Annotated in this window: 10 protein-coding genes; 9 read left to right on the forward strand and 1 reads right to left on the reverse strand. The window is 59.0% G+C overall.

The window, feature by feature from the left end; genetic code table 11:
* Positions 1 to 33: 33 nt before the first annotated feature.
* The gene (nei, locus tag CKW09_RS06555; protein WP_095096264.1) at positions 34 to 825 is read left to right on the forward strand and encodes an endonuclease VIII; all 792 of its coding nucleotides are present in this window, start codon (positions 34 to 36) and stop codon (positions 823 to 825) included.
* Positions 826 to 885: 60 nt separating this feature from the next.
* Here the strand turns inward: nei and CKW09_RS06560 are convergent, their stop codons facing one another.
* Complete coding sequence (locus CKW09_RS06560; RefSeq protein WP_061799997.1) at positions 886 to 2,178, reverse strand: citrate synthase; 1,293 nt, start codon at positions 2,176 to 2,178, stop codon at positions 886 to 888.
* A 727-nt stretch (positions 2,179 to 2,905) separates the two neighbouring features.
* Here CKW09_RS06560 and sdhC point away from each other — a divergent pair.
* The 8 genes from sdhC (at position 2,906) to sucD (ending at position 12,766) form a co-directional block, all read left to right on the forward strand.
* Positions 2,906 to 3,295: a succinate dehydrogenase cytochrome b556 subunit gene (gene sdhC / locus CKW09_RS06565; protein ID WP_061799999.1), complete on the forward strand. Its 390-nt coding sequence runs from the start codon at positions 2,906 to 2,908 to the stop codon at positions 3,293 to 3,295.
* Positions 3,289 to 3,636 carry a succinate dehydrogenase membrane anchor subunit gene (gene sdhD, locus CKW09_RS06570; protein WP_061800000.1) on the forward strand — a complete coding sequence of 116 codons (348 nt, stop codon included), beginning with the start codon at positions 3,289 to 3,291 and terminating at the stop codon, positions 3,634 to 3,636. The genes sdhC and sdhD overlap by 7 nt, the downstream gene beginning before the upstream one ends.
* Entirely contained in the window at positions 3,637 to 5,403 is a 1,767-nt protein-coding gene (gene sdhA, locus CKW09_RS06575; protein ID WP_061800001.1) for a succinate dehydrogenase flavoprotein subunit, read from the forward strand.
* Between the two features lie 16 nt (positions 5,404 to 5,419).
* A complete protein-coding gene (locus CKW09_RS06580; protein WP_095096267.1) occupies positions 5,420 to 6,136 on the forward strand; it encodes a succinate dehydrogenase iron-sulfur subunit in 717 nt (238 codons plus the stop codon).
* A 331-nt stretch (positions 6,137 to 6,467) separates the two neighbouring features.
* The gene (gene sucA / locus CKW09_RS06585; protein ID WP_061800026.1) at positions 6,468 to 9,275 is read left to right on the forward strand and encodes a 2-oxoglutarate dehydrogenase E1 component; all 2,808 of its coding nucleotides are present in this window, start codon (positions 6,468 to 6,470) and stop codon (positions 9,273 to 9,275) included.
* 64 nt (positions 9,276 to 9,339) lie between these two features.
* The gene (gene odhB / locus CKW09_RS06590) at positions 9,340 to 10,560 is read left to right on the forward strand and encodes a 2-oxoglutarate dehydrogenase complex dihydrolipoyllysine-residue succinyltransferase (RefSeq protein WP_061800005.1); all 1,221 of its coding nucleotides are present in this window, start codon (positions 9,340 to 9,342) and stop codon (positions 10,558 to 10,560) included.
* Positions 10,561 to 10,727: 167 nt separating this feature from the next.
* On the forward strand, positions 10,728 to 11,894 hold the full coding sequence (sucC, locus tag CKW09_RS06595; RefSeq protein ID WP_095096270.1) for an ADP-forming succinate--CoA ligase subunit beta: 1,167 nt from the start codon (positions 10,728 to 10,730) through the stop codon (positions 11,892 to 11,894).
* The gene (gene sucD, locus CKW09_RS06600; protein ID WP_061800007.1) at positions 11,894 to 12,766 is read left to right on the forward strand and encodes a succinate--CoA ligase subunit alpha; all 873 of its coding nucleotides are present in this window, start codon (positions 11,894 to 11,896) and stop codon (positions 12,764 to 12,766) included. The genes sucC and sucD overlap by 1 nt, the downstream gene beginning before the upstream one ends.
* Positions 12,767 to 12,811 lie beyond the last annotated feature (45 nt).

Consider the following 12,811-nt stretch of genomic DNA (forward strand, 5'->3'; position numbering starts at 1 on the left):
CCGCTGCGCCGGGTCTTATGCAAGGAGTCGTTTATGCCGGAAGGTCCGGAGATCCGCAGGGCGGCGGATACACTGGCGGCGGCGGTGATCGACCAGCCGTTGACCGAGGTCGATTTCGCTTTTCCCCAGCTAAAACACTATCGCCAGCGCCTGATCGGCGAGCGCATCGTCGCCATAGAGCCGCGCGGCAAGGCGCTGCTGACCCATTTCTCCAACGGGTTGACGATGTACAGCCATAATCAGCTGTACGGCGTATGGAAAGTGGCGCAGGCGGGAGAGACGCCGGTGACCAAGCGAGACCTGCGGGTGCGGCTGGAAACCGCGCAACGCGCCATTTTGCTCTACAGCGCTTCGGACATCACGCTGGGGCCGCGGGAAGAAATTGAACGGCATCCTTTTCTGACGCGCATTGGCCCCGACGTGCTGGACGTGTCGCTAACCGCGCAGGCGGTGGCGCAGCGTTTGCTGTCGCCGCGTTTCCGCAAGCGCCAGTTGGGCGGCATGCTGCTCGATCAGGCGTTTCTCGCCGGACTGGGCAACTATCTGCGCGCCGAAATCCTGTGGCAGGCGCAGTTGGCGCCGCAGCATAAGCCGCAGGATCTGCCGCCGCACGCGTTGCAGCGGTTGGCGCAAGCCTTGCTGGCGGTGCCGCGGCTGTCTTATCAAACCCGCGGCCAGGCGGATGACTCTCGCCATCACGGCGCGCTGTTCAGCTTTAAGGTGTTTCACCGCAGCGGCGAGCCCTGCGCGCGCTGCGGCGCGACGATCGTGCGCGCCGAGCTGTCTTCGCGGCCGTTTTACTGGTGCCCCGGCTGTCAAAAATAGCACAAAAAAACGCCGCCCAATCGGGCGGCGTGGTGCGGCTTTATGTAGGGTAAAGCGGCGTTACTGGTTTTTCAGCCGGGACTTGAAGTCACGCTCGGCATAGCCGGTGTACAGCTGACGCGGACGGGCGATTTTGATGCCTTCGTCATGCATTTCGTTCCAGTGCGCAATCCAGCCGATGGTGCGGGCGATGGCGAAAATAACGGTGAACATGGAAGAAGGAATGCCCATCGCCTTCAGGATGATGCCCGAGTAGAAGTCGACGTTCGGGTACAGCTTCTTCTCGATGAAGTACGGGTCGTTCAGCGCGATGTGTTCCAGCTCCATCGCCACCTGCAGCAGGTTGTCGTCCTTCTTGTTCAGTTCTTTCAGCACTTCGTGACAGGTTTCACGCATCACGGTGGCGCGCGGATCGTAGTTCTTGTACACGCGGTGGCCGAAGCCCATCAGACGGAACGAATCGTTCTTGTCTTTGGCGCGCTTGATGAATTCCGGAATGTGCTCGACGGTCTTGATCTCTTCCAGCATTTTCAGCGCCGCTTCGTTGGCGCCGCCGTGCGCCGGTCCCCACAGGGAGGCGATGCCGGCTGCGATACAGGCGAACGGGTTGGCGCCGGAGGAGCCTGCGGTACGCACGGTAGAGGTGGAGGCGTTCTGCTCATGGTCGGCGTGCAGGATCAGGATGCGATCCATGGCGCGCTCCAGCACCGGGTTCACCACGTACTCTTCGCACGGGGTTGAGAACATCATGTGCAGGAAGTTGCCGGCGTAGGACAGGTCGTTGCGCGGATAAACGAACGGCTGGCCCAGGGAATATTTGTAACACATCGCCGCCACGGTCGGCATTTTGGACAGCAGGCGGAACGCGGTGATCTCGCGGTGACGCTCGTTGTTGACGTCCAGCGCATCGTGATAAAACGCCGCCAGGGCGCCGGTCACGCCGCACAGCACCGCCATCGGGTGCGAGTCGCGACGGAAGCCGCGGAACAGATGCGTGATCTGATCGTGGATCATGGTGTGGCGCGTGACGGTGGTTTTGAAGGTGTCGAATTCTTCTGCGGTCGGCGTTTCGCCGTACAGCAGGATGTAGCACACTTCCAGGTAGGAAGACTCTTTCGCCAACTGCTCGATCGGGAAGCCGCGGTGCAGCAGAACGCCCTTGTCGCCGTCGATGAAGGTGATTTTTGATTCGCAGGAAGCGGTAGAGGTAAAGCCGGGATCAAATGTGAAATAACCTTTGGAGCCCAGGGCGCGGACATCGAGGACATCGGGGCCCAGTGTCGGGGTTAATACGCCCAGTTCGATCGGAGCTTCGCCATCATTAATGGTTAGCGTCGCTTTCTTATCAGTCATTTACTGTCTCCTTAGCGCCTTATTTTAAAAACCTCTAACAACTGAAATACCTTAAATCTCCGCAGGTTGCCCGCAAAAAATGGTGCGGACGCTAACTCTGTGAGCGACTGCGCAATTGTGCGCGGGTAGGGTACAGAGTGCTGACCAGGCGAACGAGACGGGTGACCAGTTGTTAACGATTCATTGTCATTCGTTATATTCTGTTAATCTTACCTATGACCTGTTCGAGGGTTATGTGAACCTATCCCAATAGATTGTTTTAAATGCCTTATTTGCTTTTTTTGCGGCAAAACCGGGCGGGCAACAACGGCTATTGGGATAGGTTCTGCCAAATACACTGTTGCATATCTTGCATACCGGGGGAAGTGTATCTGCTGACCTATAGCGCATCATAGGACCGTTTGTGCCCCTATATGTAATGGAAATGTTGATCTCTTGTCAAATCAGATAATTAATTTTGCACTAATTGTGAAATCCGTGATCTAAATCACTGTTCGGGGGAAATGTTACCAAAGGGATTGTATGGGAATTGTAATCAGAATGTGATCCTCCTATACTGCCGCCAGGTCTCCGGATTACCCTGAAGTAGGAGCACCCAGCGTTATAAATGCGCGCCGTTTGAGCACAGAGGATGTTGATGTTTGAGCGCGTGACGTGTAAGGGTTTTGGCTCTTAACGCTGTCTGATCCCCGCCCAGGCCCGGAGGAAGGAAAATAATAAGAGCTGTGTGGGCAAAAACGTGAAAAAACAACGACCTGTCAACTTGGATCTGCAAACGATCCGGTTTCCCGTAACTGCGATAGCGTCTATCTTACACCGAGTCTCTGGCGTAATTACCTTCGTTGCCGTGGGTATCCTCCTCTGGCTGCTGGGCCTGTCTCTCTCTTCCCAAGAGGGTTTCCTGCAGGCCGCTGCCATCATGAATAGCTTCATCGTCAAATTCATATTCTGGGGCATCCTCACGGCGCTGGCCTATCACATTTGCGGTGGCGTTCGTCACCTGTTAATGGATTTTGGCTATATCGAAGAGAGTTTAGCCGCCGGTACCCGTTCTGCCCAGGTGGCGATCGGTCTCACCGTCGTGCTGTCAGTTTTGGCTGGAGTCCTCGTATGGTAAACAATGTTTCTGCATTAGGGCGCAACGGCGTGCACGATTGGCTGCTGCTGCGCGCCTCCGCTATCATCATCACCCTGTACGTACTGTATATCCTGGGCTTCTTCGTCACGGCTCCGGATCTCACCTATGAAATCTGGCGCGGCTTCTTCGCCACTTCCATTACGAAAGTGTTCACCCTGCTGACCTTGCTGTCGATTCTGGCTCACGCCTGGATCGGGCTGTGGCAGGTGCTGACGGACTACGTCAAACCGCTGGCGGTTCGCCTGGTGTTGCAACTGGCGATCGTTGTCGTGTTGCTGGTCTATTTACTGTACGGAACAATCGTAGTGTGGGGTGCTTAAATGAAACTGCCGGTCAGAGAGTTTGATGCAGTTGTTATCGGTGCTGGCGGCGCAGGTATGCGCGCGGCGCTGCAGATTTCCCAGGCGGGCTCAACCTGTGCCCTGCTGTCCAAGGTATTCCCGACCCGTTCCCATACCGTGTCTGCGCAGGGTGGCATCACCGTGGCGCTGGGCAACACCCATGAAGACAACTGGGAATGGCATATGTACGACACGGTGAAAGGTTCCGACTATATCGGTGACCAGGACGCCATTGAATATATGTGCAAAACCGGCCCGGAAGCGATTCTGGAGCTGGAGCACATGGGCCTGCCGTTCTCCCGTCTGGACGATGGCCGCATCTATCAGCGCCCGTTCGGCGGCCAGTCGCTGAACTTCGGCGGCGAGCAGGCGGCCCGTACCGCCGCGGCGGCCGACCGTACCGGCCATGCGCTGTTGCACACCCTGTATCAACAGAACCTGAAGAACCACACCACCATTTTCTCCGAGTGGTATGCGCTGGATCTGGTGAAGAACCAGGATGGCGCGGTGGTCGGCACTACCGCCATCTGCATTGAGACCGGTGAAGTGGTTTACTTCAAAGCCAAGGCCACCGTACTGGCGACCGGCGGCGCAGGCCGTATTTATCAGTCCACCACCAACGCCCACATCAACACCGGCGACGGTGTCGGCATGGCGATCCGCGCCGGGGTACCGGTGCAGGACATGGAAATGTGGCAGTTCCACCCGACCGGCATCGCCGGCGCCGGCGTGCTGGTGACCGAAGGCTGTCGCGGTGAGGGCGGTTACCTGCTGAACAAGCACGGCGAACGCTTCATGGAACGCTATGCGCCGAACGCCAAAGATCTGGCGGGCCGCGACGTGGTGGCCCGTTCCATCATGATTGAAATCCGCGAAGGCCGCGGCTGCGACGGTCCTTGGGGCCCGCACGCCAAGCTGAAGCTGGACCACCTGGGCAAGGACGTGCTGGAATCCCGCCTGCCGGGCATCCTGGAGCTGTCCCGCACCTTCGCTCACGTCGACCCGGTGAAAGAACCTATCCCGGTGATCCCGACCTGCCACTACATGATGGGCGGCATACCGACCAAAGTGACCGGCCAGGCGTTGACCGTGAACGAGAAAGGCGAAGACGTGGTGATCCCGGGGCTGTTCGCCGTGGGCGAAATCGCCTGCGTCTCGGTGCACGGCGCCAACCGTCTGGGCGGCAACTCGCTGCTCGACCTGGTGGTGTTTGGTCGCTCCGCCGGCATGCACCTGCAGGAATCGCTGGAAGAGCAGGGCGAGAGCCGTGACGCCAGCGAATCCGACGTGGAAGCCTCTCTGGAGCGTCTGAACCGCTGGAACAACACCCGCTCGGGTGAAGATCCGGTTGAAATCCGCAAAGCGCTGCAGGCCTGCATGCAGAACAACTTCTCGGTATTCCGCGAAGGCGATGCCATGGCGAAAGGCCTGGAAGAGCTGAAAGTGATCCGCGAACGTCTGAAGAACGCACGTCTGGACGATACCTCCAGCGAATTCAACACCCAGCGCATCGAATGCCTGGAGTTGGATAACCTGATGGAAACCGCGTTTTCCACCGCCGTATCGGCCAACTTCCGCACCGAGAGCCGTGGCGCGCACAGCCGCTTCGACTTCCCGGAGCGCGATGACGCCAACTGGCTGTGTCATTCGCTGTATCTGCCGCAATCGGAAAGCATGACGCGACGCGAAGTGAACATGCAACCGAAGCTGCGCCCGGCATTCCCGCCGAAAGTGCGTTCTTACTAATTGCGGAGATCGATTGATGAAACTCGAATTTTCAATTTATCGCTACAATCCGGACGTTGACGACGCGCCGCACATGCAGGATTACACCCTGGAAGCGGAAGAAGGTCGCGACATGATGCTGCTGGATGCGTTAATGCAGCTGAAAGAAAAAGATCCGTCCCTGTCGTTCCGTCGCTCATGCCGTGAAGGCGTGTGCGGCTCCGACGGCCTCAATATGAACGGCAAAAACGGCCTGGCCTGCATCACCCCGATCTCTTCGCTGCGCAAAGCCGGCAAAAAGATTGTGATCCGTCCGCTGCCGGGCTTGCCGGTGGTGCGCGATCTGGTGGTTGATATGGGCCAGTTCTACACCCAATATGAGAAGATTAAGCCTTACCTGCTGAACGACGGCAAGAATCCTCCGGCGCGCGAGCATCTGCAATCGCCGGATGAACGCGCCAAGCTGGATGGTCTGTACGAGTGCATTCTGTGCGCCTGTTGCTCGACCTCTTGCCCATCGTTCTGGTGGAACCCTGACAAGTTCGTTGGCCCGGCCGGTCTGCTGGCGGCGTACCGCTTCCTGATCGACAGCCGCGACACGGAAACCGAAGAACGTTTAGATGATCTGGACGACGCTTTCAGTGTTTTCCGCTGCCATAGCATTATGAATTGTGTCAGTGTATGTCCTAAAGGCTTGAACCCGACGCGTGCTATCGGGCATATCAAGTCCATGCTGCTGCAACGCGGCGCATAAACGGAATGAGATGCTGCGCCGGGCGGTATTCCGGCGCACATCCCACGGGAGGGAACCTCTAAAAACTGACCCGCGGCTGCGGCGCCATGCAGCCTGGTTTTTCCGCCGGTTTTTAGAGGTTCCTTGTAAGGGACCGCGAGGTCCATAGCAGAACGTATCAGGCCCTAGTGGCATGCCCCATGACTTTCGAGTCGCAGCCGACAACGCTGCGGCGCGAAAGGCGACGGGTATCAAGTACGTCGAGTGAACCGTTTTTACGGCAAACCGTATCCATCACGGTAATTATGTTAACCACGGCGAAAACTAAAGCTTCAAAGCTTAAGGGATCATGATGCAGAACGGCGCAATGAAGGCCTGGCTGGATTCCTCCTATCTGGCGGGCGCGAATCAGTCTTACATAGAGCAGCTCTATGAAGACTTTTTAACCGATCCGGGCTCCGTTGAAGATAGCTGGCGTTCCATTTTTCAACAGCTACCAACCGCGGGTGTAAAACCCGATCAGCTTCACTCTCAAACACGCGATTACTTCCGCCGCCTGGCGAAAGATGCCGCGCGTTACAACACCACCATCACCGACCCGGAAACCGACGCCAAACAGGTCAAGGTACTGCAGCTGATCAACGCCTTCCGCTTCCGCGGGCATCAGCATGCCAACCTCGATCCGCTCGGCCTGTGGCAGCGCGAGCAAGTTCCTGACCTTGAGCCCGCGTACCACAACCTGACCGACGCCGACTTCCAGGAAACCTTCAACGTGGGTTCTTTCGCCATCGGCAAAGAAACCATGAAGCTGGGCGACCTGTACGCCGCGCTGAAGCAGACCTACTGCGGTTCGATCGGTGCGGAATACATGCACATCACCAACACCGAAGAGAAACGCTGGATCCAGCAGCGCATCGAATCGGTGGCGGGGCGCGCCAGCTTTACCAGCGATGAGAAACGCCGTTTCCTGAACGAGCTGACCGCTGCGGAAGGCCTGGAACGCTACCTGGGCGCCAAGTTCCCGGGCGCGAAGCGCTTCTCGCTGGAGGGCGGCGATGCGCTGGTGCCAATGCTGAAAGAAATGGTGCGCCACGCCGGCAAGAACGGCACCCGCGAAGTGGTGCTGGGCATGGCACACCGCGGCCGTCTGAACGTGTTGATCAACGTGCTGGGCAAAAAGCCGGCCGATCTGTTCGACGAGTTCGCCGGCAAGCATAAAGAACACCTCGGCACCGGTGACGTGAAATATCACCAGGGCTTCTCCTCCGACCTGGAAACCGAAGGCGGCATGGTTCACCTGGCGCTGGCGTTCAACCCGTCGCACCTGGAGATCGTCAGCCCGGTGGTGATGGGCTCGGTGCGCGCCCGTCGCGATCGTCTGGACGAAGCGCGCAGCAACATGGTGCTGCCGATCACCATCCACGGCGACGCCGCCATTACCGGCCAGGGCGTGGTGCAGGAAACCCTGAACATGTCGCAGGCCCGCGGTTACGAAGTGGGCGGCACGGTGCGCATCGTCATCAACAACCAGGTTGGCTTCACCACCTCCAACCCGTTGGATGCGCGCTCTACCGAATACTGTACCGACATCGCCAAAATGGTGCAGTCGCCGATCTTCCACGTCAATGCGGACGATCCGGAAGCGGTGGCCTTCGTCACCCGCCTGGCGTTGGATTTCCGTAACACCTTCAAACGTGACGTGATGATCGATCTGGTCTGCTACCGTCGCCATGGGCATAACGAGGCCGATGAGCCAAGCGCCACCCAGCCGGTGATGTATCAGAAGATCAAGAAACACCCGACGCCACGCAAAATCTACGCTGACGTGCTGACCGAACAGAAGGTCGCCAGCCTGGAAGATGCCACGGAAATGGTCAACCTGTACCGTGACGCGCTCGACCGCGGCGACTGCGTGGTTGAAGAATGGCGTCCGATGAATCTGCATACCTTTACCTGGTCGCCGTATCTGAACCACGAGTGGGACGAAGAGTACCCAAGCAAGGTTGAGATGAAGCGTCTGCAGGAGCTGGCTCGCCGCATCAGCAGCGTGCCGGAAGCGATCGAGATGCAGTCGCGCGTGGCGAAAATCTACGGTGACCGCGCCGAGATGGCCGCCGGCAACAAGCCGTTCGATTGGGGCGCGGCCGAAACGCTGGCTTACGCCACCATGGTGGATGAAGGCATCCCGATCCGCCTCTCCGGCGAAGATGCCGGCCGCGGCACCTTCTTCCACCGCCATGCGGTGGTGCACAACCAGAAAAACGGTTCGGTCTACGTGCCGCTGGCGAATGTGCACAGCGGCCAGGGCGAATTCAAGGTCTGGGACTCGGTGCTGTCCGAAGAGGCGGTGCTGGCGTTCGAATACGGTTACGCCACCGCCGAGCCGCGCACCCTGACTATCTGGGAAGCGCAGTTCGGCGACTTCGCCAACGGCGCGCAGGTGGTGATCGACCAGTTCATCAGCTCCGGCGAGCAGAAGTGGGGCCGTATGTGCGGCCTGGTGATGCTGTTGCCGCACGGTTACGAAGGCCAGGGGCCGGAGCACTCCTCCGCGCGTCTGGAGCGTTACCTGCAGCTGTGCGCAGAGCAGAACATGCAGGTGTGCATCCCGTCCACGCCGGCGCAGGTTTACCATATGCTGCGTCGTCAGGCGCTGCGCGGTATGCGCCGTCCGCTGGTGGTGATGTCGCCTAAGTCGTTGCTGCGTCACCCGCTGGCGATTTCCTCGCTGGAAGAGCTGGCCAACGGCACCTTCCAGCCGGCGATCGGCGAGATCGACTCCCTGGATCCGAAAGGGGTCAAACGCGTGGTGCTGTGTTCCGGCAAGGTGTACTACGACCTGCTGGAACAGCGTCGCAAGAATGATCAGAAAGACGTGGCCATCATCCGCATCGAGCAGCTGTATCCGTTCCCGCACCAGGCCGTTCAGGCGGTGCTGGAGAAATACGCGCACGTGCACGATTTCGTCTGGTGTCAGGAAGAGCCGCTGAACCAGGGCGCCTGGTACTGCAGCCAACACAACTTCCGTGAAGTCGTGCCGTTTGGGGCTTCTTTACGTTACGCCGGACGTCCGGCCTCCGCCTCGCCGGCGGTGGGTTATATGTCCGTACACCAGAAGCAGCAGCAGGCTCTGGTGAATGACGCGCTGAATATTGATTAATGCCAGCTCACTTGCCGGCTGCGGCCGGCACGTTGAAGGGTAAAAAAACTTAAGGGAAAGCTAAATGAGTAGCGTAGATATTCTGGTTCCTGACCTTCCTGAATCGGTTGCCGATGCGACCGTGGCCACCTGGCACAAAAAGCCGGGCGACAGCGTTCAGCGCGACGAAGTTCTGGTCGAAATCGAAACCGACAAAGTGGTGCTGGAAGTTCCAGCCAGCGAAGCGGGCATTCTTGATGCGATCCTGGAAGAAGAGGGCGCTACCGTGCTTTCTCGCCAGATCCTCGGCCGCATCCGCCCGGGCGACAGCTCCGGCAAGCCGACCGCAGAGAAGAGCCAGGCTAAAGAAGCCACTCCGGCTCAGCGCGCCACCGCCAATCTGGAAGAAGAAAGCAATGATGCGCTCAGCCCGGCGATCCGCCGCCTGATCGCGGAACACGAGCTCGACGCCAGCGCCATCAAAGGCAGCGGCGTGGGTGGCCGCATCACCCGCGAAGACGTGGAAGCGCACCTGGCGAAAGGCGGCAAAGCCGCCGACAAACCCGCCGCCGCCGCTGAAGCCGCGCCACAGCCGGCTCTGGCCGGCCGCAGCGAAAAACGCGTGCCGATGACCCGCCTGCGCAAACGCGTGGCGGAGCGCCTGTTGGAAGCGAAGAACAGCACCGCGATGCTGACCACCTTCAACGAAATCAACATGCAGCCGATCATGGACCTGCGCAAGCAGTACGGCGAAGCCTTCGAGAAGCGCCACGGCGTGCGTCTGGGCTTCATGTCCTTCTACATCAAGGCGGTGGTGGAAGCGCTGAAACGCTTCCCGGAAGTGAATGCTTCCATCGACGGGACCGACGTGGTTTATCACAACTACTTCGACATCAGCATCGCGGTATCTACCCCGCGCGGCCTGGTGACCCCGGTACTGCGCGATGTGGACGCCATGAGCATGGCGGACATCGAGAAGAAAATCAAAGAGCTGGCGGTCAAAGGCCGCGACGGCAAGCTGACCGTGGAAGAGCTGACCGGCGGTAACTTCACCATTACCAACGGCGGCGTATTCGGCTCGCTGATGTCCACCCCGATCATCAACCCGCCGCAGAGCGCCATCCTCGGGATGCACGCGATCAAGGATCGTCCGATGGCGGTCAATGGTCAGGTGGTGATCCAGCCGATGATGTATCTGGCGCTGTCCTACGACCACCGCCTGATCGACGGCAAAGAGTCCGTCGGTTATCTGGTGACGGTCAAGGAAATGCTGGAAGATCCGGCTCGTCTGCTGCTGGACGTATAGTAACCCTGCTGGGCGCGCAGCCTTAAATAATTGGCGCCGCATCGCGGCTTCAGGTATCACGGGTATGTCGCGTCCACACTCTGTGCTATGTGGCCGGAAAGTCATGCGGTTTTACCGCGCAACATTGACCCGGCTAAAAACCTTCAGAACTGAATGGATAGAACATCATGAATTTACACGAATATCAGGCAAAACAGCTGTTTGCTCGGTATGGCATGCCGGCACCCACCGGCTATGCCTGTACCACTCCGCGTGAAGCAGAAGAAGCCGCATCCAAAATCGGCTCCGGCCCGTGGGTGGTTAAATGTCAGGTTCATGCTGGCGGCCGCGGTAAAGCTGGCGGCGTTAAAGTCGTAAACAGCAAAGAAGATATCCGTGCTTTCGCTGAAGCCTGGCTGGGCAAACGTCTGGTGACCTATCAGACTGACGCGCTGGGCCAGCCGGTACACCAGATCCTGGTGGAAGCGGCGACCGATATCGATAAAGAACTGTATCTGGGCGCGGTAGTCGACCGCAGCTCCCGCCGCGTGGTGTTCATGGCATCCACCGAAGGCGGCGTTGAGATTGAGAAAGTTGCGGAAGAAACGCCGGAGCTGATCCACAAAATGATCGTTGATCCGCTGGCGGGTCCACAGCCTTATCAGGGCCGCGAGCTGGCCTTCAAACTGGGCCTGACCGGCAAGCAGGTCAGCCAGTTCGCCAAGATCTTCATGGGCCTGGCCACCCTGTTCCTGGAGCGCGACCTGGCGATGGTTGAGATCAACCCGCTGGTGATCACCAAGCAGGGCGATCTGGTGTGCCTGGACGGCAAACTGGGCGCCGACGGCAATGCCCTGTTCCGCCAGCCGGAACTGCGCGAAATGCGTGACCCTTCTCAGGAAGACGAACGCGAATCCCGTGCGGCCCAGTGGGAGCTGAACTACGTTGCGCTCGACGGCAACATCGGCTGCATGGTTAACGGCGCGGGCCTGGCGATGGGCACCATGGACATCGTCAAGCTGCACGGCGGCGAACCGGCCAACTTCCTGGACGTAGGCGGCGGCGCCACCAAAGAGCGCGTAACCGAAGCGTTCAAAATCATCCTGTCCGACGACAAGGTGAAAGCGGTTCTGGTTAACATTTTCGGTGGTATCGTGCGCTGCGACCTGATCGCCGACGGCATCATCGGCGCAGTCGCCGAAGTGGGCGTCAACGTCCCGGTGGTGGTGCGTCTGGAAGGGAACAACGCCGAACTGGGCGCCAAGAAACTGGCGGACAGCGGTCTGAATATCATTGCTGCGACCAGCCTGACTGATGCGGCTCAGCAAGTTGTTGCGGCAGTGGAGGGTAAATAATGTCCATTTTAATCGATAAGAACACCAAAGTAATTTGCCAGGGCTTCACCGGTAGCCAGGGTACTTTCCACTCCGAACAGGCTATCGCTTACGGCACCAAAATGGTCGGTGGCGTAACCCCGGGCAAAGGCGGCACTCAGCACCTGGGCCTGCCGGTGTTCAATACCGTGCGTGAAGCGGTCGAAGCCACCGGCGCCACCGCGTCCGTGATCTACGTTCCCGCGCCGTTCTGCAAAGACTCCATCCTGGAAGCTATCGATGCAGGCATCAAACTGATCATCACCATCACCGAAGGCATCCCGACGCTGGACATGCTGACCGTGAAAGTGAAGCTGGATGAAGCCGGCGTGCGCATGATCGGCCCGAACTGCCCAGGCGTTATCACTCCGGGCGAATGCAAAATCGGCATCATGCCTGGCCATATCCACCTGCCAGGCAAAGTGGGCATCGTTTCCCGCTCCGGCACCCTGACCTATGAAGCGGTGAAACAAACCACCGATGCCGGTCTGGGCCAGTCTACCTGCGTGGGCATCGGCGGCGACCCGATCCCTGGCTCCAACTTCATCGATATCCTGAAAATGTTCCAGGAAGATCCGCAGACCGAAGCGATCGTCATGATCGGCGAGATCGGCGGCAGCGCTGAAGAAGAAGCGGCGGCCTACATCAAAGAACACGTCACCAAGCCGGTGGTCGGCTACATCGCCGGCGTTACTGCGCCGAAAGGCAAGCGCATGGGCCACGCGGGCGCCATCATCGCCGGCGGCAAAGGCACTGCGGACGAGAAGTTTGCGGCGCTGGAAGCGGCGGGCGTGAAGACCGTACGCAGCCTGGCTGACATCGGCGACGCGGTGAAAGCGGTGCTGAACCGCTAAGATCTTAGTACGAAATAACAATATCTCGACATGATTGGCCATCCT

This window comes from Serratia ficaria (assembly GCF_900187015.1).
Lineage (GTDB): Bacteria > Pseudomonadota > Gammaproteobacteria > Enterobacterales > Enterobacteriaceae > Serratia > Serratia ficaria.

Coding starts and splice junctions, on each gene's coding strand:
- nei (WP_095096264.1), top strand. CDS start 34: ATGCCGGAAGGTCCGGAGATCCGCAGGGCGGCGGATACACTGGCGGCG.
- CKW09_RS06560 (WP_061799997.1), bottom strand. CDS start 2,178: ATGACTGATAAGAAAGCGACGCTAACCATTAATGATGGCGAAGCTCCG.
- sdhD (WP_061800000.1), top strand. CDS start 3,289: ATGGTAAACAATGTTTCTGCATTAGGGCGCAACGGCGTGCACGATTGG.
- sdhA (WP_061800001.1), top strand. CDS start 3,637: ATGAAACTGCCGGTCAGAGAGTTTGATGCAGTTGTTATCGGTGCTGGC.
- CKW09_RS06580 (WP_095096267.1), top strand. CDS start 5,420: ATGAAACTCGAATTTTCAATTTATCGCTACAATCCGGACGTTGACGAC.
- sucA (WP_061800026.1), top strand. CDS start 6,468: ATGCAGAACGGCGCAATGAAGGCCTGGCTGGATTCCTCCTATCTGGCG.
- odhB (WP_061800005.1), top strand. CDS start 9,340: ATGAGTAGCGTAGATATTCTGGTTCCTGACCTTCCTGAATCGGTTGCC.
- sucC (WP_095096270.1), top strand. CDS start 10,728: ATGAATTTACACGAATATCAGGCAAAACAGCTGTTTGCTCGGTATGGC.
- sucD (WP_061800007.1), top strand. CDS start 11,894: ATGTCCATTTTAATCGATAAGAACACCAAAGTAATTTGCCAGGGCTTC.